Below are 23,777 nucleotides of genomic sequence, written 5' to 3'. Positions count from 1 at the left end.
GAAATTATCGAACCGAGCCTACGCCCATTTCGCCCATTTCCCAAACGACCCAATTCGACGGCTTTACAGAAACAGACCAGCCGATAGCATGTCCTGACGTTCGGCAACCGGGATTCATCATGTCGTTTCTGCGCTTTTTGTTTCTGATCGTCGCGATCCTGATGACCAGCGCACCGCGACCGGCAAGCGCCCAGACCGAGCGTGCGTTTGCGCGGCTGCAACTCGAACTCGCCGACCTTACGGCGCTGCCGGTCGACGAGGCACTCGCCCGCGTGGACGCGGCGCTTGCCGGGGCGGGTCTGGCCGATCCGCGCATCACCTTCGACCTCGGAATGCTCAAGGCCGAACTGCTCGTCGAAGCAGGACGGATCGAAGAAGCCGCGCGGTTCTATGCCCAGCTCGGCGCCCTTGCCGCCCGCGAACGTCAGGTGCTGGAGGAAGACCCCGTCGCGCTCTACGACACCGCAGCGACGCTGTTCGTGCAGGCGGGCAATCCCGCCGCCGCGCTTGAAATGGTTCAGGGCATCCTTGACGAACAGCGCGATTCCGGGCGTTCGGGCGATATCCTGTCCGCCACCTTCGCGCGTCTGGCCGATCTGGCCCGGCTGGCAGGCGACGAGGCAGCCGCCGAAAGCTATGCGGCCTCCGCAGACTTCGCCGCCACCGCCCCGGCCTCTGGCTTCGGGTCCACCCGTGGCGAAGGTGACGGCGGCTTTCACGAGGTCGAAGTCTTCTACGCGACGGACCGCGCGCGCGGGGACGAAAGCCAGCCGTCGACCTTCTATTCCGGCATGCGGGGGGACGCGCTGGAACTCGGCATCGCTATGGTGAGCATTCCTCCGGACCATACCCCCGCGCTCGTCGAAGCGCCGAGCATCTGGCGGCTGGAGTTCGGGCCAAACCCGGCGAAGCATGTTGTGCTTCACAGCGTCGTGCCGGTCGAACCCGGCGACTTCTACGACACGATGCGCACGCGGCTTGAGGATCGGGCCGCCGATGACCTGTTCGTTTTCGTGCACGGCTTCAACGTGCCGTTCGCCAAGGCCGCCCGCCGCACCGCGCAGATGGCCCATGACATGAACTTTCCGGGCGTCCCCGTGCTTTACTCGTGGCCTTCACGCGGCAGCGCCTTCGCCTATGCCGCGGATGAGGCGTCGGTCCGGGTGTCGGCCCGGCGGTTGACCCACTTCCTCGACGACCTCGTCGCCCGATCTGGCGCAGGCACGATCCACATCGTCGCGCACAGCATGGGCAACCGGGCGCTGACCGATGCGTTGGAGTTGATGGCGTTGCGCAACGACATCGAACCGGGCGACGATCCGGTATTTTCTCAGGTGGTCTTCGCCGCGCCCGACGTGGATGCCGGTCTGTTTTCGGGCATGTTGCCGACGATCCGCCCGGTGGCCGAACGGCTGACGCTCTATGCCTCGGACCGGGACTTCGCCCTCGCCACGTCCCGCCGTCTGCATGGCAGCGCACCGCGTGCGGGTCAGGCCGGAGACCTGCTGCTGGCCGACCCGAACCTCGACAGCGTGGATATGTCGGACCTTGGCGACGACATGCTGGCCCATACCTATTTCGCAAGCGACAGTTCCGCGCTGGCCGATCTGGTCACGCTGTTCTGGCGCAACGCGGACCCATCGCAACGCTGCGGGCTGGCCCCACGTGCCGCACAGGCCGGGACGCTTACGCTTTGGCATTATCAGGCGGGCGCCTGTGACGACACGACCTTGGTCGAGATCATGACGCATCTGCAAAAGGCCCGTGTCACCAGTCTGGACGCCGCCGAGAAGATCCTGACCCAGACCGTGCGCGACCCGCTGCTGCTCGACAGCCTGACCCCCGTGCTGGAACGCCTGATGGCGCACTAGACGGCACGGTGTCAGGCCAGCGTGGCCCGGCGCACCAGAATGGTTCGACGCACGAAGGCCGCGACGAAGAAAGCGGTGAGGATAAGGATGATCGTCGGCGCGGGCGCGCTGTCGAGAAAGAAGCTGGCGTAAGTGCCGCCCAGCGTTGAGATCAGGCAGACGACCACGGCCACCCAGAGCATCGCGCCCAACCTGCGCACTAGCAGAAACGCCGTCGCCCCCGGCGCGATCAGCAGACCCACGGCAAGGATCAGCCCGGTAGCCGACAGGGTCGCGACGATGGTCAGCGACAGGATCGTGAGCAGCCCATAATGGAGCAGCCCCACCGGCAGACCCGAGGCCTGCGCTTGTGCCGGATCGAAGGCATGAAGCATGAGGTCACGCCATTTCACCAGCAGTGCCACGACCACGACCGCCGCGATCCCTCCTGCCGTCCAGAGGTCTTCGGCTCCCACGCCCAGCATGTTGCCGAACAGGATGTGGTCGAGGTGGACGTTGGTGTTGAGCGAGACATAGATCACCAGCCCCAGCCCGAACATGCCGGAAAAGACGACACCCATCACGGTATCCTGCTTCACCCGGCTGTTCTCGGACAGATACCCGGTCGCCGCCGCCGTCACCATACCGGCCGCGAAGGCGCCGAGGATCAGGGGCAGGCCCAGCACATAGGCGAGCACGATCCCCGGCAGGACCGCATGGCTGATCGCATCGCCCATCAGCGCCCAGCCCTTGAGCACGAGGAAGCACGACAGAAGCGCGGTCGGCACCGCGACGATCGCGGAAATCAGAAACGCGTTTTGCATGAACGGGAACTGAAACGGCATGAGCAGCATGTCCATCAGGCCGCCTCCCCGTCCAGTGCCGCCCGCGCCTTGCGTCTGGCCGCGAGAAGCCCGTGTTTCGGTGCGACGAGGAAGGTGACGAGGAAGATCACGGTTTGCAGCACGACGATGATGCCGCCCGTCGCGCCGTCGAGGAAATAGCTCGCATAGGCACCGACGAAACTCGTCACCGCGCCGATGGCCACCGAGGTCAGGATGAGCCGCGGGAAGCGGTCGCAGAGCAGATAGGCGGTCGCCCCCGGCGTCACCACCATCGCAATGACGAGGAACGCGCCGACCGTCTGCATCGCGGCCACCACGCTGGCCGAGAGGAGCATTAAGAACACGGCCTTGAGCAGACCGGGGCGCAGCCCGATCGACCGCGCGTGGCTTTCATCGAAGAACACCACCATCAGGTCTTTCCACTTGGCGATCAGAACGGCGAGCGAGACGAAGCCGATGATGGCCAGTTGCAGCGTGTCGTCCGGCGAGATGGCAAGGATGTTGCCCATGGTGATCGTCTGAAGCGACACCGCCATCGGGTTCACCGAAGCCATGAACAGCCCCAGCCCGAAGAACGAGGTGAAGATGATCCCGATGATGACATCGACCTTCAGCCCGGAACGATCCGACAGAAACAGCATCGCCGCCGCCGCCAGCCCGCCCGACAGAAATGCGCCCAGAGCGAAGGGCAGCCCGAGCAGATAGGCCCCCGCAACCCCCGGCACCACCGAATGCGACAACGCATCGCCGATCAGGGACCAGCCCTTGAGCATCAGGTAGGACGAAAGGAACGCACAGACCGCACCGACGAGCGCCGAGACCCACATCGCGTTGGTCATGTAGCCGTAGGTGAAAGGCTCGAAGAGCACGCTCATTCCTTACGCTCCGTCACCCGCGTCTCGTCGCCGTATTGGACGAAGGGGCGCTCATCGTCGGTCAGGATCGAGATATGGCGCGCGTCCTCGTCGTCATGCAGGTCGGTGCCGCCCAGCGTGAAGTGGCGAAGCACGCCGCCGAACGCGGCTTCGAGGTTCGCGCGCGTGAAGGTCGTCTCGGTCAGGCCGTGGTTCAGGACCGTGCCCTTGACCAGAACCGTGCGATCACAGAACTCCGGCACGGTGCCGAGGTTGTGGGTCGAGACCAGCATCACCCGGCCCTCGTCGCGCAACTCCCGCAACAGGGCGATGATCTGTTCCTCGGTTTTCACATCCACGCCCGTGAATGGCTCGTCGAGCAGGATCACCTGCCCGTCCTGCGCCAGCGCGCGGGCGAGGAAGACGCGCTTTTTCTGCCCGCCGGAAAGCTCCCCGATCTGGCGGTGGCGAAAGTCGCCCATGTTCACCCGGTCGAGCGCGGCGGCGACGGCGGCGTGGTCTGCTTTCGATGGGCGGCGCAGAAACCCCATGTGGCCATAGCGACCCATCATCACCACATCCTCGACCAGCACGGGAAAGGACCAATCGACCTCTTCCGACTGGGGCACATAGGCCACGAGGTTGCGTTTCAGGGCCTCGCGCACGGACATGCCCAGAAGCTCGATCTCGCCGCCCGCGACCGGCACGAACCCCATGATCGCCTTGAAGAGCGTGGACTTGCCCGCACCGTTCACACCGACGAGCGCCGTCACCGTGCCGCGCGGGATCGCGAAACTCGCATGGCGCAACGCGGTGTGACCGTTGCGGTAGGTCACGGTAACGTCACGCGCGGTTATGCCGGCGGTCTGCGCTTCCACGTTCATCACTCCCGCTGCCTTGTCTGCCTGCATGAATACGCGCCTCAGCCCCCGTTGGATGCAAGGCCTTTGACGACCGTCTCGGCGGTGACGCGCAGAAGGTCGAGGTAGGTCGGCACCGGGCCGTCCGGCTCGGACAGGCTGTCGACATACAGCACGCCGCCATAGGCCGCGCCGGTTTCGCGCGCGACCTGTTCGGCGGGCGACGTGTTCACCGTGCTTTCGCAGAAGACCACCGGAATGTCGTTGTCACGCACCCCGTCGATCACCTTGCGCACCTGCTGGGGCGTTCCGTTCTGGTCCGCGTTCATCGGCCAGAGATACAGCTCACGCAGACCGAAATCGCGGGCGAGGTAGCTGAACGCCCCTTCGCAGGTGACGAGCCAGCGTTGGTCTTCGGCAATCTCGGCGACCGTTTCGCGCAGCGGTTCGAGAGTGGCGCGGAGTTCGTCCTTGTAGGCGGCCGCATTGGCCTCATATGTCGCGGCGTTGTCCGGATCATGTTGCGCGAAGGCGGCGGCGATGTTGTCGATATAGACGATCGCATTGTCGAGCCCCATCCAGGCATGGGGGTTCGGCTTGCCCTCATATGCGCCCTCCGCAATCGGGATCGGCTCGATCCCGTCCGTCAGCGTCACCGATGGGACGTCGCCCAGATTGCGCAGGAACTGCTCGAACCAGAGCTCCAGATTCATCCCGTTCCACAGGATCAGATCGGCGTCCTGCGCGCCGACAAGGTCGCGGGGGGTCGGCTCATACCCGTGAATCTCGGCGCCGGGCTTGGTGACAGACACGACCTCGGCCGCCTCCCCCGCCACGTTCTCGGCCATGTCGGCCAGCACGGTGAAGGTGGTCACCACCTTCATCCGGTGTTCGTCAGCCGTGGCGACCGAGCCCATCAGGGCGCTTGCCGCGACACCGGCCACCAAAGCGATTATCCGCGTTCTCATCCTCTATCCTTTCCGTCGCTGTCCGGTGCGCGGCCAGCGCGCAACCAGTTGCGAATGAATTGCAACTAGGGATACAGATTCTCAAGCGTCTTGCAAGTGCAAATCATTTGCAACAAGGTGAGCCGAGATCATTTTGCCATGGGCGGCCCCGCCCGAGACGTATATGACCGAGACATGACCGGTTCGCAGGACGACACACTCCTAGAACGCTCGCGAAGAAGTGGCCTCAGGATCACCGGGCAACGCCGTGTGATTCTGGAAGTGCTCGAAGGCGCGACCGATCACCCGGATGTCGAGGAACTGCATCGCAAGGTCAGCGCGATCGAGCCGGGCGTGAACATCGCCACCGTCTATCGCACCATGAACACGCTGGCCGAGCACGGCCTGATCGAACGCCATACGTTCGAGGATGGGCGCACCCGGTTCGAACCCGCGCCGACCGACCACCACGACCATTTCATCGACGTGGACACCGGCGAGGTGATCGAATTCGTCTCGGACGAGATCGAGCGGCTACAGGAAGACATCGCGCGCAAGCACGGGTTCGAAATCGTGAGCCACAAGCTTGAACTCTACGTCCGCCGGATCAAGGACTAGCCGCTAGCGGGCAGGCATCCCCCGCCCCCGCACCTGCCGTTTCTGGGCGGCGATGCGGAACGGGGCATTGGGCGCGCCGAAGCCGGTGTAGCCCGGATCGCGTTGCAGGATCTCGAAGAACAAGCCGCCGGCGAAGGCCTTGGAATAACACTGGAAGAACGCGCCTTTTTCGTCGTGATCGTAAAGGACGTTCAACTCTTGCATCCGCGCCAGAAGGTCCGGCGCGATATCGAAGCGGGCCGCGAGGTCGTCATAATAATTCTGCGGCATCGGTAACGGCTCGAACCCCCGCGCCGTCATGTCGGTGAGCGTCGAAAAGATGTCGTCGGTCGCGAGCGCCACGTGCTGAACCGAGGCCCCGAAGGTTTCGGACAGGAAGCGGCCCGCCAGCGTGCGGTGACTGTCGGCCCCGTTGAGCGTGATCTTGAGCGCCCCGTCCGGGCTTTCGACCACCTGACTGCGCACCAACCCGTCCGGGTCGAACACATCGACCATGGCCGATTTCCGCATGTCAAAGACCGAGGTATAGAACAGCGTCCACGACAGCATGTCCTCGTAACTCATGGTCTGCGCGATGTGGTCGATGCCCGTGATCCCCGCGCCCGCCGGTGTCTCGCTCTGCCCGAATTCGACCTGCCAGACGTGTTCGAGCCCGGTGCCTTCGTCGATGAAATGCAGCACCGAACCGGACAGGCCGCGAATGGCCGGAATGTCCATCTCGCCCGGCCCGATGGGCTGGGAAAACGGCGCGATCCCAAGCGCCCCGGCCCGGTCGACGACGGCTTGGGCATCGGCCACGCGCAACCCGATATCGCAGACGGTCGTGCCGCGCGCGTTGAACGCGGTCGCGGCGTGTCCCTCGGTCTCCTTGTTCAGCACGATCCGCACGCCGCCTTGGCTCCACAAGCTGACCGCCTTGTTGCGGTGGGTGCCGGAGGGCGCGAAACCCAATGTCGCCAGAAGCGCTTCGAGCTTGTCGGCCTCGTCCCCGCGCGTCGCGAATTCGATGAAGCTCACCCCGTGGCTGGGCACCCGGGCTGGAATGCGCGGCAGGTCGATGTCCAGCGCCGGCTCGGCCCGGCGCACGTCATCCATCAACGCGACGAGCGAGCGGTATCCGTCCTGCGCCACCTGCCGCGTGGAGCTTCCCCGGAACTGATCGTTGAAAATTTCCAGACTGATCGGCCCGTCATATCCGGCCGCCATGACCGCCTGCATGAAGGCTTTGACCGGCAGATCGCCTTCGCCCGGCATGTTGCGGAAGTGGCGCGACCAGTAAAGCAGGTCCATGTCGATCTTCGGCGCATCGGCCAGTTGGATGAAGAAGATCTTGTCACCGGGGATCCGCCGGATCGTCTCGGGGTCGATGCCGCGCCCGAGCGTGTGGAAACTGTCGAGGATCAGGCCGATGTTGGGATGATCCGCCCGGCGCACGATTTCCCATGCGTCGCGATGGTCGCTGACATGCTTGCCCCAAGCCAGCGCCTCATACCCGACCCGCATCCCGCGCGCTCCCGCCCGTTCGCCCAACTCGGCGAAATCGTCCGCCGCCCGGTCGATCCCACCGAGCGCCTTGGGATGGCAGGAGGAGCAATAGAGCACCAGATCGGTGCCAAGCTCGCCCATCAGGTCGAACTTGCGCTCGGCCCGGTCGAAGGCTTTGGAGCGGTAGGGTTCAGGCAGGCCCTCAAAGTCGCGGAACGGCTGAAACAGCGTGATCTCGAGCCCGTGGTCGCGCACCATCCGGCCCACGTCGCGGGGGCTGCCGTCGAAGGCGATGAAATCCTGCTCGAAGATCTCGATCCCGTCATAGCCCGCCGCCGCGATGGCCTCCAGCTTGTCCGTCAGTGAGCCAGAGATCGAGACGGTCGCGATGGAGGTTTTCATGTGGTTACCCTTGGTATCCCAGAAGCCGCGGCAGGAAGAGCACGAAGTCCGGCACGAAGGTGATGACCATCAGCGCCACGAGCAGCGCGATGATGAACGGCCAGACATCACGGATGATCCGCCCCACCGGCTGCTGCGTGATGTTCGCGGTGATGAACAGGAGCAGCCCGTAAGGTGGCGTAATCAGCCCGATCATCGCGTTCACCACGACGATCACGCCGAAGTGGACAAGGTCGATCCCCATCGCCCGCACGGACGGGATCAGGATCGGCACGATGATCAGCAGGATCGCGCCCCCTTCCAGCACCATGCCCAAGGCGAGGAACAGAAGGTTGATGACGATCAGGAACCAGAACCGGCTGAGTTCGTACTGGCCGAGGAATTCGCTGATCGACACGGGAAGGTTTTCGCGTGTGATGACGTAGTTGAACGTGATGGCACCGGCGACCAGCACCCCGACGCTCGCGGTCGACCGGGCCGACCCCAGAAGCGCCTGATAGAAATCCTTGAACGACACCGAGCGGTAGAACAGCGCCGAGACGAGCAGCGCATAGAACGCGGCCACGGCGGCGGCTTCGGTCGGGGTCATGATGCCGCCGTAGATGCCGCCCAGAAGGATCACGGGGAGCATCAGGGCCGGAAGCGCCTTCCACGTGATGCCGGGCAGGTCGCGCATCGGGACGACCTCGTCCACCGGGAAGTCGTGGCGGCGGGCCATGATGTAGTTCATCACGCCCATCATCAGGGCCATGAGCAGACCGGGCAGCATCCCGGCGGCGAACAGGAAGCCCACCGATTGGTCCGACACGATGGCATAGAGCACCATCGGGATCGACGGCGGGATGATCGGGCCGACGGTCGCGGTGGCCGCGGTGATCGCGGCGGCGTAGCTTTTCGAATATTTCCCGTCGCGAGTCATCAGATTGATGATGATCTTGCCCATGCCGACCGCATCCGCGACAGCGGACCCGGACATGCCGGAGAAGATCAGCGACGAGACCACGTTGACGTGCCCCAGCCCGCCCCGGAACCGGCCCACCAGCGCCTGCGCGAACCTGAGCAGACGGTCGGCCAGCGACCCGATGTTCATGATGTCGGCGGCGAGGATAAAGAGCGGGATCGCCAGCAGCGTGTAGTTGTTGAACAGGCCCTGAAGCAGCGTTTCGGACGCGATCGACGGATCGAAGCCCTTGAAGATCAGGTAGACGAAGCTGCCCGCGATCATGGCAAGTCCGACCGACGCCCCCATGAGCGTCAGCGCCACGATCAGGATCAGCGCGAGCGTGAAGGGATCAATCATAGTCGTGCGTCTCCGCGCTCGTTTCGGTGTCGAAGGTCGGCCCGGTGCCGCGAATGCCCGCCCACGCGGTCATAAGGCCGCGCACGGCGACCGAAATCGCGAAGGGAATGTAGATGATGAAGACCCAGAAGAACGGCACCCGGATATAGGCCGTGCGCTCGCGCATCATGAAGTCGATGTAATCCCACGACGCGGGCAGCGTGTAGAGGAAGATCGCGGCGATGGTCAGACCCACCACCACGTCCATGCCCCGGCGGATGCCACGCGGCATGACGGAATAGACGATGTCGAGCCGGATGATGTCGGTCTCGCGCACCACGAAGGCGAAACCGAAGAGGATGCCCCAGAGCCACGCGATCGTCACCCATTCGACGGTCCAGCCCACCGGAAGGCTCAGGAAGTACCGGAATACGATCTGAAGGATGAAGGTGACGAACATGGAAAACAGGAGCAGCGCGAGAATGTTCTCGGCCCGCCTGCCCAGCCAGTTCCAGATGGTCTTCGCCTGTTCCATATGCCCCTCCGGCTCGTGAAGGCAGGCGAGGTTTCCCCCGCCTGCCCGTATCGCGCTTGGCGTGCTTACTGACCGACGGCCTGAATGGCCTCGACCAGCCCTTCGGGCCAATCTGCCGAGTACTTGCTGTCGGCATAGACGCCCAGCACGTGCTCTTGGAAGGCGGCGTTGTCGGGGGCGTAGACGGTCACACCGGCGGCTTCGATCTCGGCGCGCTTGCTTTCTTCAAGCTCCAGCGTCGAGGCGTCGAGCGCGGCTTCGAAGTTGTCGGCGCATTCCTGCACCTTCGCCTGCTGCTCTTCGTTCATCGAATTCCACTTGTCGAGCGAGATGGTGAACTCGTTCGCCGCGATCAGGTGCGACGTGGTGCCGATGTAGTTGATGACCTCGTGGAACTTCATCGACGCGGTCGCCGGGAAGCCGTTGTCCTGACCGTCGATCGCACCGGACTGAAGCGCGGTGTAGACCTCGGTGAAGGCGACGGGGACCGGGGTCGCGCCCATGGCCTGACCGACGAACTGCCAGCCTTCGCCGCCCGGCATCCGCAGCTTCATGCCTTCGAGATCGGCGGGCGTCATGTATTCCTTGTCGCCTTTGTAGCCCAGATGACGGGCGCCGATGTAGGGATAGGCGAGGATCTTGACCCCGGCCTTTTCCTCGATTTCGGCTTCCAGATCGGCCAGAACGTCGCTGTCGTAGACGGCGCGCATGTGCTCGTAATCACGGAACAGGAACGGGGTGCCCAGAACGCTGGTCGAGGGGACCTGGTTGTAGAAGTCGAAAATAGCGAGGTTGCCCATGTCGAGGTTGCCGCGCTGCATCGCGGTCAGCTCGGTGCCCTGCTGGAACAGGGTCGCGCCGTGGTAGGGCTGGAAGTTGAAGCCGTCGCCAAGGCAATCGCCGAACTCGGCCTTCAGGATGGCCGAGCGCGGATCGGTTTCCGGCACGGTATCCGAATAGGTGAGTTCGACAACGTCCTGCGCGGTCGCAGCACCGGCCGCACAGATGGCCAGAGCCGAGATGGTGGTAGTGAAACGCATTGGTAATCCTCCCTTTCGCGTTCAGTTTGGGTCGGTGAAGGCCTCGAACGTGGCCCGCATCCGGTTGGGATCGGGGACCAGCCCCGAAAACAGTTCAAAGGCGCGCACGGCCTGAAACACGGCCATGCCGGAGCCGTCGAGCACCCGGCACCCCCGCGCGCGCGCCGTGGCCAGAAGCTCGGTCTCACGCGGGAAATAAACGATATCGGCGACCCAGTGGCGCGGCTCGATCAGATCGGCCGGGATCGCCATACCGGGCAGTTTCGCCATGCCCATCGGGGTGGCGTTCACGATGCCGTCGGACCCGGCCGCCGCAGCGGCGAGGTCGGTGATCGCGCGGCCCTCGACCGCATCCGCAAGCGCGGCGGCGGCCTTGGTGTTCGCGTCGTAGATGAACAGGGTTCCGACACCCACATCGCGCAGCGCATGGGCCACCGCGCCGCCGGCACCGCCCGCACCCAGAAGCAGAACCGCCTCTTTCGGCGCATCCGGCAGACCCCGGCGCAGGCTTTCGGCAAAGCCCCAGAAATCGGTGTTGTGACCACGGCGCTTGCCGTCCCGGAACACGACGGTGTTCACGGCCCCCACCTTCGTCGAAGCGGGTGACAGCTCGTCAAGCAGCGCCATCACTTCGCGTTTATAGGGAAAGGTCACGTTCAGACCGGCGAACCCATCCGCCTCGGCGCGGTCGATCAGGGCGCTCAGGTCGGGCGCGCTTTCCATCGCGTCCGGGTCGATCAGGTCGTAGGCGTAGTCGAGGCCCAGCGCCTTGCCTTCAGCGACATGCATGGCCGGCGTGCGCGAAAGCTGGATACCGCGACCGATCAGACCGACCTGCACCTTGCGTGCAGTCGCATCCGGCGCGTCTTGCGCTGTCTCGGCCGAGCCAAGCTTCATTTCAGTCATCCTCCCTCGCCCGGCGAACGAGTCGTCCAAGCATGGCGCCAAAATGGAATCGCGGTTTAAATCTGTCAATCACTTTTAACTTGGGGTTTAATTATTGACGTGCTAACCCTGTCTGAAACGGGGAGGAGAGAATTGGCCAAGTCATTGGAAAAAAATACGAAACCAAAGTCTGGCTGGAAACAGGACCCGGAGCGGGTCAAGCGTGACATCATCGAAGCGGCGATGGCCGAGTTCGCGCAGAACGGTCTTTCCGGCGCCAAGATCGACGATATCTCGGCCCGCACGAGCACCTCGAAGCGGATGATCTACTACTACTTCGAGGACAAAGAGACGCTTTACATGCGCGCCCTCGAAGCAGCCTATTCCAAGGTCCGACAGGGCGAGGAAAAGCTGGATCTGGACGTTCTGCCCCCGGTCGAGGCGCTTGAACGGCTCGTGTCCTTCACCTTCGACCATCACCGCAAGAACACCGATTTCATTCGCATGGTGATGATCGAGAACGTCCACCACGCGGATTACCTGAACGCCTCGACCGTGATCCGCGGGCTGAACAAGAAAGCCATCGCGCGGCTGGAAACGCTCATCGCCCGGGGCGAGGCGTCCGGCGATTTCCGCGAAGGACTCGATGCGACCGAACTGCACTGGCAGATCTCGGCGCTCTCCGTTTTCAACGTGTCGAACAAGCCGACGTTTTCGTCGCTGTTCGGCAAATCTCTCTACACCCGCGAAGGACAGGACAGGTTGCGCGAGCGTGCCGTGTCGATGGTTCTTGGCGACGTTCTGAAAAGGTGAAACATGCTCAATCCCCAAATCGACGCCTTCATGGCGAAATGGACGTCCGAATGGGCCTCGCTCAAGCCCGGCGCGACCCTGCCCGAACGCAAGGCGCATTTCGAAGGCGTGGCCGCGAACATGGCATTGCCCAAGCCCGAGGACGTGGATGATGCGACCGAACATCATATCGAAAGCGCGGCGGGCCCGGTTCGCGTGCGTGTCTATCGTCACACCTCTGGCGGAACGCAGGATTGCCTGATCTACGCCCATGGCGGCGGGTTCGTTCAGGGCTCGCCCGAAACCCATGCCGACATCACCTCGCGGATCGCGTCGTGGAACAAGCAGACAGTCGTGTCGGTGGATTACTACCTTCTGCCCGACCACCCGTTTCCGACCGCGTTTCTCCAGATGTGCGACGTGGCGCGGTGGTGCCGTGTGAACGCCGACCTGCTGGGGATCGACCCGGAGCGGATCGCCGTCGGCGGCGATAGCGCGGGCGGCAATCTGGCCGCGGCCACGGCGCTCGCCATGAAGGACGAGTTTCCGTTCATCGCCCAGCTTCTGATCTATCCCGTCACCGAGTTCGACCTCGAACGCCCGTCGATGATCGCCAACGCCAACGCGCCGCTGCTGCAGACCAAGGGGATGGCGGCGAACAACCGGATGTTCGTGGGCGGCGAAGAGAACGAGCACATGCTGCGCGACGATCCGCGTTGCGCGCCCTACGTGGCCGACGATCACTCAGGCGCGGCCCCGGCCTTTGTCGCTGTGGCCGAGAACGATCCGCTTTACGACAGTGGCGTGATCTACGCCGAAAAGCTCAAGGCCGCCGGGGTTCCCGTCGTGCTCGACAAGGGCGACGGGTTGATCCACGGCTACCTGCGGTCGATGGAATATTGCGACGACGCGCAGGCCAAGCTGCGCAAGATGACCGACTGGCTCGCCGCCCGATGAAACCCTTCACGCCCGGTCTCGACCTCGCCTTCACCATCGAGGCCGAGATCGACGCGCCGCTTTCGGCAGGAACGTCGCCCGATGGCGAGCGGCTCCACATCCCGATCACCGGGGGCCGGGTCGTTGGCCCCCGCCTCACCGGGCGGGTCCTGCCGGGCGGGTCGGATTGGCCGGTGATCGCGCCGGACGGCACCAGCCGAATCGAGGCGCGGTATACGATCGAAGCCGAGGACGGAACGCCGATCTACGTGGTGAACAAGGGACTGCGCGTCTCATCCGACGACGTGCGCACACGGCTTCGGTCGGGCGAGGCCGTCGATCCGTCGGAGTTCTACATGCGCGCCGCCCCGGTGTTCGACGCGCCATCCGGCCCGCACCGCTGGCTGACCGAACGGCTTTTCATCTGCTCTCTCGCCCCGATGGGCCGCACCATCCGGATCGACGTCTATATCGTCACCTGAGCGCGCCGATCTCTTCGGTCGCGGCACCATGAGCCGAATGAGCGGTCAGATCGGTTGGGCCATCATGCCCATCGTCTGACCGTTCAGCGCCCCCACATCGACGGGCGGCACCTTGCCCATCTGGGCGTCGCCGATCAGGATCGATGTCTTGGCGACATGGGCCACGCGCGGCATACGGCGCGCGCGGAAGGCCGTGAACACCTCGTCCGGGGTGTCGTGCTTGCCCAGTTCGTCGGCCAGAACCAACGCATCCTCGATCGCCATGCCCGCACCCTGCGCCAGATGCGGTGTCGCCGCGTGAACGGCATCGCCAATGAGGACGACGCGGCCCTTGTGCCAATCGTCCTCCAGCAAGATGACCTCGAGCGGCCGGGCCACCACCTCGGCGTCCTCGGTGATCTGGTCGAGGTATGCGGCGATCTGGGGCGGGGCCATGCTGCGCAAGGCCCGGTCGCGCATCGCGGCGGCGGAGCCTTTGACGGGAAGTTTGAACCCCTCAGGCTCCTCCGACAGAAGAAACATATACATCAGGTCTTCGTTCAACGGGGTCAGCCCGGCGTTGCAGGGACCGGCGAAGACGTGGATGCCCTCGACCTCGGGCGGGCGGCGCAGGTTGTAACGCCAAACCCATTGCCCCGTGTAGCGCGGCTGCGGCGCGTCCGGCAGGATCATGCGGCGGGTGGACGAGAACACGCCGTCGGCCCCGACGACGATGTCGTATCGCGCCGTCCCGCCGTCGGAAAAGGTCACATCGACCCCGTCTCCGTCATCCGCCATCGCGGTCACCGTGATCCCAAGGCGCACGGTCGCACCGACCTCGGCCACCTTGTCGGCCAGCACCTTTTGCAGGTCACGGCGCAGGATTCCGGCGTTCGACGGATAGTCGGGCCCTGCCAGACGCGGCGCGTCGAACTCGGCTTCCTTGTGCCCCTGCGGCCCGACGAACAGGGTCGTCCGGTCGAACCCCCAGGCGCGCGAGAGGTAGTCGTCGAGCACCTGAAGCTGGTGCATCGCGCGGATCGAATTCATCTGCTGGATGATCCCTACGCCATAGACCGTCCATTCCGGGTCGCGCTCGATGATCTCGACCTCGATGCCTTTCTGCCGCAGCGCGATGCCGGTGCACAGCCCGCCGATCCCGCCGCCGACGACGAGTGCCTTGTCTACCTTCACGACCCGTTTCCTCCCTGTTCGGGGTGAACCCTAGGCAGGGTTGGGGTATTTGAAAAATTGACAGGTTTAATTCAATGCATCCATCGCATCAATGCCGTCGAGGGTCGCGGCCGAGGCCAGCGCCAGATCGCGCAGCCATGACAGGCCGGGGTCGCCATCGCGCAGCATGTGCCACTGGATCATCTGGCGAAGCGGCGGCGCTTCGACCGGCAGCGAGTAGGACACGAGGTCGGCCTCGTTCATCATCAGGGCCGCGAGCCGTCCGTGGACCGTCGCGATCCGATTGGTTCCGGTGATGAGGTAAGGCAGCGATGCGAACGAAAAGGTCGTCGCCTCGACCCGTCGTGTAAGCCCGCCCCCCGCAATCAGACGCCCATCGACGGTCTGGGCCTGTTGCGGCGGCACCATCACCACATGCCCCGCGGCCTCATAGGCGCGGCTGTCCATCGGGCCGGTGCCGTATTTTCCCTTGGCCCATGCGACCACAACATAACGATCCTCATACAGAAGCGTCGAGGGGTGGTCGGGCGACACGAAAGGCTCCGGCGCGATCAAGAGATCGACCTCACCCCGTTCGATCTGGTTGTAGGGCGCTATTTCCTGCGCCCGAAGATTGAACCGCACGGTCGCATTCTGGTCATCGGCGAGCCGGAACATGGTCGGCATCAGCACTCTCAGGCTGTAGTCGGACAACAGCAGGTTGAAGGTGCGGTCCGATTGGTCCGGCTCGAACTGCGGACCCCGGTCGATCGCGGCCTCTACGCGCACGAGAACGTCGCGGATCGCGGGCCGCAAGGCTTCGGCGCGCGGGGTCAGCTCCATCCGGCGGCCCACCTGTACGAGCAGCGGATCGTCGAAATAGGTGCGAAGCCGTGTCAGCGCGTTCGACATCGCGGATTGCGACATGAACATCCGCCCCGCCGCCTCGGTGACCGAGCGGTGCTCCAGCATGTGATCCAGCGCCACCAGCAGGTTGAGATCGAGCTTCTTGAACCGCATGCAGAACCCTCTTCGGTGCATTTTCAGAATCAATGGATAATATAAAAAATATCCATTTTCCGAATGATTGGAAGTCCCATACGGTCCCCGAAGCTGCAAGGAGGACACCGACATGCGCATCATCGGGCCGGACGAACTGGTCTTTGGCGTCGACAACCGTGACGCCTGCGAAGCCTTTCTGACGGACTTCGGACTGACCGCGACCGGAGACGGCCGCTTCGAGGCGCTCGACAAGACGGCGATCCGCCTGTGCACCACCGACGACCCCGACCTGCCCGCCCCCCTGCCCACCAATTCCTGGCTGCGCCAGACGATCTGGGGGGTCGAGGATCAGGCCACGCTCGACGCGATCGAAACCGAGCTGTCGAAAGACCGCGACGTCGCAAAGGCCGCCGATGGCACGCTGTCCTGCAAGGACGACGCAGGGTTTCAGATCGCCTTCCGCATCACGCGGCGCGTCACGCTGGACATGCCCGCCGAGATGATAAACGCCCCCGGCGCCAAACCCGGGCGCGCCCCGAACCATGTCGGCGCCGACGAAGCGGCCACGGCCGCCCCCCGCACCCTGAGCCATATCGTCTACTTCGTTCCCGACATGGACAGGATGGCGAATTTCTACATCGACCGGCTGGGCTTCGTCATCACCGACAAGTTCACGAACACCGGGCCGTTCCTGCGCCCGCAGGCGAACCTCGATCACCACGTGCTGTTCATGATCCAGACGCCCGAATACATGCAGGGCATCGAACACCTCGCCTTCCATATGTCCGGGCCGACCGATCTGATGCTGGCCGGGTCGCGCATGATCAAGAAGGGCTACGAGTCCTTCTGGGGACCGGGGCGCCACAAATTTGGCTCCAACTGGTTCTGGTATTTCAGCTCACCGCTGCGCGTGAACATCGAATACGATGCGGACATGGACCTGCACGATGGCGACTGGGTCATGCGTGAAACGCCGATAAGTGCGGAGGCCTCGCAGATGTTTTTGTTCGAGAACGTCGAAAAGTGGTCGCCGGGTGGCCCCCCGCCGGGCAAATCGTAAGCGCGAAGGCCCGTCGCGCGCATCGTGACGGGGCCGGTCGATCAGGTGTCCGGCACCGGTATGCGGCCCCCCTCGGGGGCTGCTCCGCGGCAGAGGCCGGACATGGGAGGAGAGGACATGCAGGACATCTTGGACACCCCGCGCGCGGCGGACCGCTGGATGCGGAACATCACGGGCGGGATCGCCGTCGTCGCCATCGCCGGCATCCTGCTGGGGGCGGGCGTCGTCGTCGCCGACGTGCTAGGCAAATGGTTGTTCGGCCATTCCGTCTTCGCGTTGAACGAAGTAATGTCGCTGGTCTTCGCCGTCGCCGTCGCCGCGACCTTTCCGGCGGGCGCCGCGAACCGGGTGAACCTCAAGATCGACCTGCTCGCCCCGCTGACCGGCGCGCGGATGACGGCATGGCTGAGCGTCGTCGGGTCCGTCGTGCTGCTGGCCTTTTTCGTCATGCTGGCGTGGAGCATCTGGGGCCTTGGTCTGCGCTATCACACGCAGGCCCGCGCCACCGCGCTGCTCGAAGTGCCGCTCGCCCCCGCCTACTTCGTCATTTCGCTTTCGATGTGGGCGTCGTCCGCCGTGCAATTGCTTCACGTCGTCAACGACACGCGGGCCGCCGTGGCGACACCAAAGGACGCCGGATCGAGCGGGATCGTCGTGGTGCTCGCCGCCCTGTTCGCGGGGATCTGTCTGGGCATCCTCTACTGGATGCTGACCGACATGGATGGCGTCACGAACTTCATGTACGCCAGTCCGGGCCTTGCCGTGCTCGCCGCCTTCGCGCTGTTGTGGCTGGGGGTGTTTCTTCAGATCCCTCTCGCCTCGGTCACCGCCGTGATCGGCGTCGTGGGCGCGCTGGCGGTGCTTGGCCCGAACGCGGCGGTGAACACCTTCGGCGGCGATTCCGCCGATTTCCTGCGCAACGATCAGGTGGCGACCCTGCCCCTCTTTCTCATCATGGGGGCCTTCTCGGTCGCCGCCGGGGTGTCACACGACCTGTTTCGACTGGGGAACGCGATCCTCGGCCCTCTCAGAGGCGGTCTCGCCTATGCCACCATCGCGGCCTGTGCCGGGTTCGGTGCCGTGTCCGGCAATTCGGTCGTGACCTCGGCCACATTCGGGCGCATGGCGCTCCCGGAAATGCGGAAGCTGAAATACGCGCCCACGCTTGCCACCGCCACGGTCGCGGCAGGCGGCACGCTCGGCGCGCTGGTGCCGCCGTCGGGCGTCATCATCCTGTTCGCCCTTCTGACCGAGGAAAGCATTGGCGCGCTGTTCGTCGCGGCGATGATCCCCGCGGCGCTGGCCATCGTGCTTTATTTCTGCGCGGTCTTCGCGACCGTCACGTTCTCGAAAGACACGGTGCCCGCCGCCGCCCGCGTGCCATTCCCTGAAATCCGCGCGGCCTTTGTCGGTGCCGGCCCGGTGGTCGGCATGTTCGCCATCGTGATCGGCGGGCTTTATTCGGGCCTGTTCACCGTGACGGAAAGCGCCGCTGTCGGAGCGGTCTGCGCCTTTGCGCTCGCGATCCTGCGCGGACGGCTGAACCGGGCCACCCTGCTGCGCGTGTTTTCGGAGACGACGACGACCGTCGCCATGATCTATGCGCTGATCTTCGGCGGTCTGATGTTCGCTTTCTTCGTCAATCTCAGCCAGGCGCCCGACCTCGTCGCCGCCTGGGTCTCGGGGATCGACGCAAAGCCGGTGATCGTCCTCGCGATCCTCGTGCTGATCTATCTTGCACTCGGTTCGGTGATGGACAGCTTCGGCGTGATGATTATCACCCTTCCGGTGGTGACGCCGATCATCCTGCACCTCGGATACGACATGCTGTTCTGGGGTGTTCTCATGCTGGTGGTGGTCGAGATCGGGATGATTACGCCGCCGTTCGGGATGAACCTGTTCATCATCAAGAACATCGACCCCAGGATCAGCCTGACCACGGTGATGAAAGGCGTCTTTCCCTTCATCATCGCGGACATCGTGAAGATCATCCTCATCATCGCTTTTCCGGCCCTGTCGCTCTGGCTGCCATCGACGATGAACTAGGGGGGGGAGTGTTCGGTGTGGGTTCCGGGCTGCGGCGGGCCGGAGAACACGTCCTCCAGAATTCTAGGATACTAGGATACTAGGATACTAGGATTCTGGAGCGGGACTTAGACGGTAAGCTGCTGAAATAAAAACGCAAAAACCCAAAACCCGATCCCACCAAAACAGCAAGAACGCCGGCCGGGGCACCCCCGACCGGCGTTTCGCCTTCAATGTCGTTCAGGCGTATTACGCCCCGCTGTCGATCTGTTCCTGCGCCTCGGTCACGGCGGCTTTCCATTCGTTGACCAGCTCTTCGCCGCCCGGCACACGCTCGGCGAAGCCCTTGACGATGACCGGGAACAGGTTGGTCTTGATCGCCTCGAACTCGGCATCGGGAAGCGTATTGAACGTGTGGTCGCCCTGCGCCTGCACGAAGCCCTTCGAATCCGCTTCCCACTGATCCACGATCTTGCCCATCTCGCGCGTCACGTCGCAGCCGGAATGCGCGTCGAGCACGGCTTTCGCTTCGTCCGTCAACGCGTCGTATTTCGACTGGAGCATGAACACCATCCCGATCGCCCCGCCCAGCGGCGCGTCGAGGTGGTCTGTCGTCACCTCGTTCAGCTTGAAGCCCGGAAATGCCGTGTAGCTCATGAAAGTGCCGTCCGCGTTGCCACGCTGAAGCGCCTGATACTGCTCCGGCAGGATGATCGACAGCGGCGTGCCGCCATTGGCCGACACGATGGCCGCCGCCACGGGCGAACCTGTCGCGATCTTCTTGCCCGCCAGATCCTTGAACGAGGTCGCGGGCGAGCCGTTCAGGTGCACCTTGGTCTGCGGAAACGGCACGAAGAACAGCGGGTGGTAATCGGCCAGCTCGTCACCGATCGTGCCCGCTTCGTAAAGTTCGCAGAACCCCATCGCGATGGCTTCCGCCGAGCCGTCGATGAACGGCGTGGTGGCGACCAGCGAACGTGGGAAGCGACCCGGATCGAAGGCGAGCATCCCCCAGGCCATCTGCACCACGTCGTCCATGACCCGGTCGACGTAGTTATTCGGGCTGACCAGCGCCGGGCCGTGTCGCGGATCGACCTGAACGGCGTCGCCCCCGTCGGCATTCACCGCGGCCGCCCAAGGCTCCATGATGAGTTTGTTGATCGGGTGCATCGGTACGTTGCCGGTCCCGAAGACCAGCGTTTCGGCGAAGCTCGCAAACGGCGTCAGCGCCGTGGCGGCGGCAAGCGCGCCGGCCAGAAGTCGTTTTCCCATGGTATCCTCCCTATGGATATCAAACCCGGAGACGTCGCGGGCTTACGCGAGTGTAGGCACCGCCCGATGGGTTTGAAAATTGAATTGGATGAATGACATCAATTGATCCGCTGAATGCACCGGGTGATCTCGCGGCCTTCAATACCGTCCCAGATCTTCGCTCAAATGCACGGGTCCGTCGAAGACCGCCTCGATCCGCGCAAGGTATTCCCGCGCGCGCGCCGGCGTCATCATCCCCGGCGAAAAATGCACGGCGACAAGCCTTTTCGCGCCCGCGCGGCGGGCCATGTCGCCCAATTGTTCGGGGCTCAGATGGTGGTCTGCGAGGTGCGCGCCGATCATCTGGATACGCGCTTCGGGCATCTGGGGGTTCGCCTCGCGCACGCGCGTCATCGTCAAGTCCACATCCATGAGTTCGCCCACCAGCAGGTCGACGCCCTGCGCGAGTCGCTCCACCGCCTTGCACGGCCCGGTGTCACCGGTGAACACGACCGAGCGGTCGGGTGTGTCGAACCGAAGCGACAACGAAAGATACCACCCGCTGCCATGGTCCGCCTCACCGCGATAATGCGTGTTCTCACAGCAGGTCAGCGTCACCTCGCCGATCTCGACGGTGTCGCCCGGATTGATCTCCCGCACCTCGACGAAATCGCGCGCATGGGGGAGCGTCTGGCCCGGGACGCCAAACCCGATCTCGTTGGGCACGTCACAGGCGTCGGTCAGCCCGGCCACGATCCTTGCGGTTCCGGTCGGGCCGAAGATGCGGAGCGGCTGGTTGCGCTGCGTCATCATGTTCAGACCGAGCAAAGCGAACAGGCTGCCGATGTGATCGAAATGGTGATGCGACAGCACGACGGTGTGGATGTCGCGAAACGGCACCTCGGCCCGCGTCAACTGGCCCAGCGCACCCTCGCCGCAGTCGATGAGGATCGCCTGATCCCCGACCTTTAACAGGTGCGCAGGCTGCGACCGGCCGGGTTGCAGGATCGGCCCGCCCGCGGTGCCCAAGGTAACGAATGTGGTCGAGTGATCCAAAGCGTGCCTCCGTCTGCGCGTCGTCGCGCGACGGTATCAGGGGGTAACGCATTCGGAAAATTCCGATGAACAATCGCACGCATTCATCGCGCGAATGCCTTGGCCGGGATATCGGGTGGCCGCGTAGACCTCAGCCGTCGGAGGGGCCGGTCACCCGGCCCCCTGCTCGCGGTGCATCCGCGCCTGAAACCGCGCAAGAGCGTTTGACAGCTGCTCGGCCTCATAGGTGCGGGTCGCTTCCGAGGGGAAAATCGATTCACCATTCGCAATCTGCGCGGCCTCCCGCGCGAGATTTGCCAGAGGTTGCAGGTAGCGATAGGCGAACACGATGGCCAGAACACCGATTGCGGCGAACAGCCCGGCCAGCGTCCAGATCAGCGAGGACATCGCGGACCCCATGGCGGTCGCGCCCGTCGTTACCGGAACCTGAACCACCAGCGACCATCCGAACGGCGGCATGCTGCCCTCGATCACGTTGGGGAACACCCCGGACACGGTCGGTGCGTCGTCATGGGAAGAAACGATGACTTCAAACTCGGTTCCCAGTTCGGCGCGCGACCGGATCAACGCGGACGGCCCCGCTTTGGTCCAGTCGCCATAGGCGAACAGCGGCTCTGAATTGGTGTCGAGCACCATCACGTCCACTTCCAGACGTGCGGCTGCGCTCTGAACCACCCGGTCGAGCCAGGCACCCTGAAGCTGGTAGACCGCCAGACCGATCGCCTGTCCGTAAGCGTCCCGAACCGGCCGGGACAGGAAAATCCGGCTGCCTTCGCCGGAGGAGGCCGTCTGCACGGTGTCACCGCGAAGCCCCTGATTGAACCACGGCGCGGTCGAAACGTCCGCGCCCTGATCCTTGCCCAGCGTCGAGGCCATCACGGTGCCGTCCAGCCCCACGACAGCGGCCCATGTGATGCCCTCCGATGCCATGGCCGCCGCGTCCGTAAGCACGCGCATTCCGTCATGGTCATCGAGATCGACATAGGCGCTGAAACCGACGAGACTGTCCCATTCCCGTTCCACCAGCGCCGAGACCGCGAGCTGGATGGATTGTGCCGAATGTCGTGCCACATCGCCCTGCGCGCGGATCGCCACATCCTCGACCTTCCGCTGGAACGGCAAGATGAAGACGACGATGGCGAGAAGAAATGCGATCCCGGCGCTTGCGAACAGGGTGCTTATGATGCGGGGATGGTTCGAATCGTGATCGGTGTGGGACATGGTCGTTACTCGCAGGAATATTAACCATGATCTGCCAGATACCTTTGGCAGGAATAAGGCAAGACTTGGACTCTCGCCTCTCAGGTGTCGCATATCTGACGGTCGCCCCCCGGCTCAGGCCCCTCTTGCCCGGAGCCACCCTTGCCCATGAAACTGACCCGCCGAAGGCTCATCGCCACGCTGACCGGCTATGCGTTACCCATGGCCTTCCTCACGTCCGTTCGCGCCGATGAACGCGCCGCCTGGGACGTGTGGAAGTCCCGGTTTCTGGCCGGGAACGGGCGGGTGATCGACCACCTTCAGAACGGGGTGAGCCATTCCGAGGGTCAGGGCTATGGGCTGCTGCTCGCACAGGCCTTCGGGGATCGCGAGGCGTTCGACGCCATCGAAAGCTGGACCCGCGAGCACCTGCTGATCCGCGACGATGCCCTGATGGCGTGGCGCTGGTCGCCCTCGGGAAATCGTGATGACGAACTGGCCGGGAACGACTGGCATACCGCGACCGACGGCGACCTGTTCCGCGCATGGGCGCTGATGCGGTCCGAGGTGTTTTCAGGCTGGGGGGACAGACGCGGCACGGTCGAAGCCATCTCCAACGCCCTTGCCGCGCTTTGCCTCGAACCTGACCCGCGCGCGCCGGACGAGCCGATCCTGACCCCCGGTGCGGAGGCCATGAGCGAACCCGACCGCGTCCTGTTCAACCCGTCCTATATCATGCCGCGCGCCTTGCGGGAACTGGGCCTCTACACGGAACGCGAGACCCTGATCCGTGCCGCCGATCACGGCGAGACGATCCTTGCCGAACTCGCCGCAACGGGGCTCGTCCCGGATTGGGTTCTGGTTACGCGGGATGGGTTCAGACCTGCCGAGGGCTTCGGCGCGAACCACGGTTACGATGCGATCCGGGTGGCCCTTTACCTTCACTGGTCCGGCAATGCGGCGCACCCCGCGCGGACGCAGAAGCAAGAGATATGGACGGGCGAGGCGCGCGTGCCTGTCGTGTTGACGCCGCAGGGCGAGGTTCTCGAACGCAGCACCTATCCGGGCTACCGCGCCGTCGCGGACCTGATCCGATGCAGCCCGAACGACCCCGTCGAAGATGCGGGCGAGCCATACTACCCCGCCACGCTCGGCCTTATGGCGAGCGTCGCACGCCGCGAGAGCGGCCTTTGTTGAGCGCATGTGTTTCCATACTTTCGA

Annotated in this window: 22 protein-coding genes; 8 read left to right on the top strand and 14 right to left on the bottom strand. The window is 64.2% G+C overall.

Translation table 11 applies throughout. The features are described from left to right. Nucleotides 1-119 precede the first annotated feature (119 nt). Nucleotides 120-1,871: an alpha/beta hydrolase gene (locus tag RB2654_RS22605; protein WP_008334711.1), complete on the top strand. Its 1,752-nt coding sequence runs from the start codon at nucleotides 120-122 to the stop codon at nucleotides 1,869-1,871. 11 nt (nucleotides 1,872-1,882) lie between these two features. Here the strand turns inward: RB2654_RS22605 and RB2654_RS18585 are convergent, their stop codons facing one another. From RB2654_RS18585 to RB2654_RS18570, 4 genes are read right to left on the bottom strand one after another with little or no spacing between them, the layout of a single operon-like run. Continuing rightward, a complete protein-coding gene (locus tag RB2654_RS18585) occupies nucleotides 1,883-2,710 on the bottom strand; it encodes a metal ABC transporter permease (RefSeq protein ID WP_008334710.1) in 828 nt (275 codons plus the stop codon). Continuing rightward, nucleotides 2,710-3,570: a metal ABC transporter permease gene (locus RB2654_RS18580; protein WP_008334708.1), complete on the bottom strand. Its 861-nt coding sequence runs from the start codon at nucleotides 3,568-3,570 to the stop codon at nucleotides 2,710-2,712. Before RB2654_RS18580 ends, RB2654_RS18585 begins: the two co-directional genes overlap by 1 nt. Next, entirely contained in the window at nucleotides 3,567-4,460 is an 894-nt protein-coding gene (locus RB2654_RS18575; protein ID WP_050771997.1) for a manganese/iron ABC transporter ATP-binding protein, read from the bottom strand. The genes RB2654_RS18580 and RB2654_RS18575 overlap by 4 nt, the downstream gene beginning before the upstream one ends. 11 nt (nucleotides 4,461-4,471) lie before the next feature. Further along, nucleotides 4,472-5,377 (bottom strand): metal ABC transporter substrate-binding protein, encoded by a 906-nt coding sequence (locus RB2654_RS18570; protein WP_040885253.1) that lies wholly within the window; start codon nucleotides 5,375-5,377, stop codon nucleotides 4,472-4,474. Between the two features lie 174 nt (nucleotides 5,378-5,551). Between RB2654_RS18570 and RB2654_RS18565 the strand changes: the two genes are divergently transcribed. Then, a complete protein-coding gene (locus RB2654_RS18565; RefSeq protein ID WP_008334703.1) occupies nucleotides 5,552-5,974 on the top strand; it encodes a Fur family transcriptional regulator in 423 nt (140 codons plus the stop codon). A 3-nt stretch (nucleotides 5,975-5,977) separates the two neighbouring features. Here the strand turns inward: RB2654_RS18565 and RB2654_RS18560 are convergent, their stop codons facing one another. From RB2654_RS18560 to RB2654_RS18540, 5 genes are all read right to left on the bottom strand, one after another. Continuing rightward, nucleotides 5,978-7,861: a bifunctional sugar phosphate isomerase/epimerase/4-hydroxyphenylpyruvate dioxygenase family protein gene (locus RB2654_RS18560; RefSeq protein WP_008334702.1), complete on the bottom strand. Its 1,884-nt coding sequence runs from the start codon at nucleotides 7,859-7,861 to the stop codon at nucleotides 5,978-5,980. Nucleotides 7,862-7,865: 4 nt separating this feature from the next. After that, the gene (locus RB2654_RS18555) at nucleotides 7,866-9,161 is read right to left on the bottom strand and encodes a TRAP transporter large permease (protein ID WP_008334701.1); all 1,296 of its coding nucleotides are present in this window, start codon (nucleotides 9,159-9,161) and stop codon (nucleotides 7,866-7,868) included. Beyond that, a complete protein-coding gene (locus RB2654_RS18550) occupies nucleotides 9,154-9,675 on the bottom strand; it encodes a TRAP transporter small permease (protein ID WP_008334700.1) in 522 nt (173 codons plus the stop codon). Before RB2654_RS18550 ends, RB2654_RS18555 begins: the two co-directional genes overlap by 8 nt. 65 nt (nucleotides 9,676-9,740) lie before the next feature. Then, nucleotides 9,741-10,715, bottom strand: coding sequence for a TRAP transporter substrate-binding protein DctP (gene dctP, locus RB2654_RS18545; protein WP_008334699.1), 975 nt, complete (start codon nucleotides 10,713-10,715; stop codon nucleotides 9,741-9,743). 21 nt (nucleotides 10,716-10,736) lie between these two features. Next, complete coding sequence (locus RB2654_RS18540; RefSeq protein ID WP_008334698.1) at nucleotides 10,737-11,621, bottom strand: shikimate dehydrogenase; 885 nt, start codon at nucleotides 11,619-11,621, stop codon at nucleotides 10,737-10,739. Nucleotides 11,622-11,753: 132 nt separating this feature from the next. Here RB2654_RS18540 and RB2654_RS18535 point away from each other — a divergent pair, with 132 nt between their 5' ends. From RB2654_RS18535 to RB2654_RS18525, 3 genes are read left to right on the top strand one after another with little or no spacing between them, the layout of a single operon-like run. Next, a complete protein-coding gene (locus RB2654_RS18535) occupies nucleotides 11,754-12,413 on the top strand; it encodes a TetR/AcrR family transcriptional regulator (protein WP_254655614.1) in 660 nt (219 codons plus the stop codon). Between the two features lie 3 nt (nucleotides 12,414-12,416). After that, nucleotides 12,417-13,349: an alpha/beta hydrolase gene (locus RB2654_RS18530; protein ID WP_008334691.1), complete on the top strand. Its 933-nt coding sequence runs from the start codon at nucleotides 12,417-12,419 to the stop codon at nucleotides 13,347-13,349. Then, on the top strand, nucleotides 13,346-13,810 hold the full coding sequence (locus tag RB2654_RS18525; RefSeq protein ID WP_008334690.1) for a DUF3237 domain-containing protein: 465 nt from the start codon (nucleotides 13,346-13,348) through the stop codon (nucleotides 13,808-13,810). Before RB2654_RS18530 ends, RB2654_RS18525 begins: the two co-directional genes overlap by 4 nt. A gap of 45 nt (nucleotides 13,811-13,855) precedes the next feature. Here RB2654_RS18525 and RB2654_RS18520 read toward each other — a convergent pair whose 3' ends face one another. Continuing rightward, on the bottom strand, nucleotides 13,856-14,983 hold the full coding sequence (locus RB2654_RS18520) for an FAD-dependent oxidoreductase (protein WP_008334689.1): 1,128 nt from the start codon (nucleotides 14,981-14,983) through the stop codon (nucleotides 13,856-13,858). Between the two features lie 66 nt (nucleotides 14,984-15,049). Further along, complete coding sequence (locus tag RB2654_RS18515; protein WP_008334688.1) at nucleotides 15,050-15,982, bottom strand: LysR family transcriptional regulator; 933 nt, start codon at nucleotides 15,980-15,982, stop codon at nucleotides 15,050-15,052. Between the two features lie 112 nt (nucleotides 15,983-16,094). Between RB2654_RS18515 and RB2654_RS18510 the strand changes: the two genes are divergently transcribed. Then, the gene (locus RB2654_RS18510; protein ID WP_040885251.1) at nucleotides 16,095-17,024 is read left to right on the top strand and encodes a VOC family protein; all 930 of its coding nucleotides are present in this window, start codon (nucleotides 16,095-16,097) and stop codon (nucleotides 17,022-17,024) included. A 117-nt stretch (nucleotides 17,025-17,141) separates the two neighbouring features. Continuing rightward, nucleotides 17,142-19,070: a TRAP transporter large permease gene (locus RB2654_RS18505; protein ID WP_050771996.1), complete on the top strand. Its 1,929-nt coding sequence runs from the start codon at nucleotides 17,142-17,144 to the stop codon at nucleotides 19,068-19,070. 228 nt (nucleotides 19,071-19,298) lie between these two features. Here the strand turns inward: RB2654_RS18505 and RB2654_RS18500 are convergent, their stop codons facing one another. The 3 genes from RB2654_RS18500 to RB2654_RS18490 all read right to left on the bottom strand — a co-directional run bounded on the left by RB2654_RS18500 (nucleotide 19,299) and on the right by RB2654_RS18490 (nucleotide 22,577). After that, nucleotides 19,299-20,321, bottom strand: a complete 1,023-nt coding sequence (locus RB2654_RS18500; protein ID WP_008334685.1) for a TRAP transporter substrate-binding protein — start codon at nucleotides 20,319-20,321, stop codon at nucleotides 19,299-19,301. A 138-nt stretch (nucleotides 20,322-20,459) separates the two neighbouring features. Next, nucleotides 20,460-21,356 carry an MBL fold metallo-hydrolase gene (locus RB2654_RS18495; RefSeq protein ID WP_148912625.1) on the bottom strand — a complete coding sequence of 299 codons (897 nt, stop codon included), beginning with the start codon at nucleotides 21,354-21,356 and terminating at the stop codon, nucleotides 20,460-20,462. Nucleotides 21,357-21,506: 150 nt separating this feature from the next. Further along, entirely contained in the window at nucleotides 21,507-22,577 is a 1,071-nt protein-coding gene (locus RB2654_RS18490; RefSeq protein WP_008334679.1) for a cache domain-containing protein, read from the bottom strand. Between the two features lie 147 nt (nucleotides 22,578-22,724). Between RB2654_RS18490 and RB2654_RS18485 the strand changes: the two genes are divergently transcribed. Then, nucleotides 22,725-23,753, top strand: a complete 1,029-nt coding sequence (locus RB2654_RS18485) for a family 8 glycosyl hydrolase (RefSeq protein ID WP_008334677.1) — start codon at nucleotides 22,725-22,727, stop codon at nucleotides 23,751-23,753. Nucleotides 23,754-23,777 lie beyond the last annotated feature (24 nt).

The organism is Maritimibacter alkaliphilus HTCC2654 (assembly GCF_000152805.1).
In the GTDB taxonomy this organism is placed as follows: Bacteria; Pseudomonadota; Alphaproteobacteria; order Rhodobacterales; family Rhodobacteraceae; genus Maritimibacter; species Maritimibacter alkaliphilus.
This window is presented reverse-complemented; position numbering and strand designations above follow the sequence as displayed.

Coding starts and splice junctions, on each gene's coding strand:
- RB2654_RS22605 (WP_008334711.1), top strand. CDS start 120: ATGTCGTTTCTGCGCTTTTTGTTTCTGATCGTCGCGATCCTGATGACC.
- RB2654_RS18585 (WP_008334710.1), bottom strand. CDS start 2,710: ATGGACATGCTGCTCATGCCGTTTCAGTTCCCGTTCATGCAAAACGCG.
- RB2654_RS18580 (WP_008334708.1), bottom strand. CDS start 3,570: ATGAGCGTGCTCTTCGAGCCTTTCACCTACGGCTACATGACCAACGCG.
- RB2654_RS18575 (WP_050771997.1), bottom strand. CDS start 4,460: ATGCAGGCAGACAAGGCAGCGGGAGTGATGAACGTGGAAGCGCAGACC.
- RB2654_RS18570 (WP_040885253.1), bottom strand. CDS start 5,377: ATGAGAACGCGGATAATCGCTTTGGTGGCCGGTGTCGCGGCAAGCGCC.
- RB2654_RS18565 (WP_008334703.1), top strand. CDS start 5,552: ATGACCGGTTCGCAGGACGACACACTCCTAGAACGCTCGCGAAGAAGT.
- RB2654_RS18560 (WP_008334702.1), bottom strand. CDS start 7,861: ATGAAAACCTCCATCGCGACCGTCTCGATCTCTGGCTCACTGACGGAC.
- RB2654_RS18555 (WP_008334701.1), bottom strand. CDS start 9,161: ATGATTGATCCCTTCACGCTCGCGCTGATCCTGATCGTGGCGCTGACG.
- RB2654_RS18550 (WP_008334700.1), bottom strand. CDS start 9,675: ATGGAACAGGCGAAGACCATCTGGAACTGGCTGGGCAGGCGGGCCGAG.
- dctP (WP_008334699.1), bottom strand. CDS start 10,715: ATGCGTTTCACTACCACCATCTCGGCTCTGGCCATCTGTGCGGCCGGT.
- RB2654_RS18540 (WP_008334698.1), bottom strand. CDS start 11,621: ATGACTGAAATGAAGCTTGGCTCGGCCGAGACAGCGCAAGACGCGCCG.
- RB2654_RS18530 (WP_008334691.1), top strand. CDS start 12,417: ATGCTCAATCCCCAAATCGACGCCTTCATGGCGAAATGGACGTCCGAA.
- RB2654_RS18525 (WP_008334690.1), top strand. CDS start 13,346: ATGAAACCCTTCACGCCCGGTCTCGACCTCGCCTTCACCATCGAGGCC.
- RB2654_RS18515 (WP_008334688.1), bottom strand. CDS start 15,982: ATGCGGTTCAAGAAGCTCGATCTCAACCTGCTGGTGGCGCTGGATCAC.
- RB2654_RS18510 (WP_040885251.1), top strand. CDS start 16,095: ATGCGCATCATCGGGCCGGACGAACTGGTCTTTGGCGTCGACAACCGT.
- RB2654_RS18505 (WP_050771996.1), top strand. CDS start 17,142: ATGCAGGACATCTTGGACACCCCGCGCGCGGCGGACCGCTGGATGCGG.
- RB2654_RS18500 (WP_008334685.1), bottom strand. CDS start 20,321: ATGGGAAAACGACTTCTGGCCGGCGCGCTTGCCGCCGCCACGGCGCTG.
- RB2654_RS18490 (WP_008334679.1), bottom strand. CDS start 22,577: ATGTCCCACACCGATCACGATTCGAACCATCCCCGCATCATAAGCACC.
- RB2654_RS18485 (WP_008334677.1), top strand. CDS start 22,725: ATGAAACTGACCCGCCGAAGGCTCATCGCCACGCTGACCGGCTATGCG.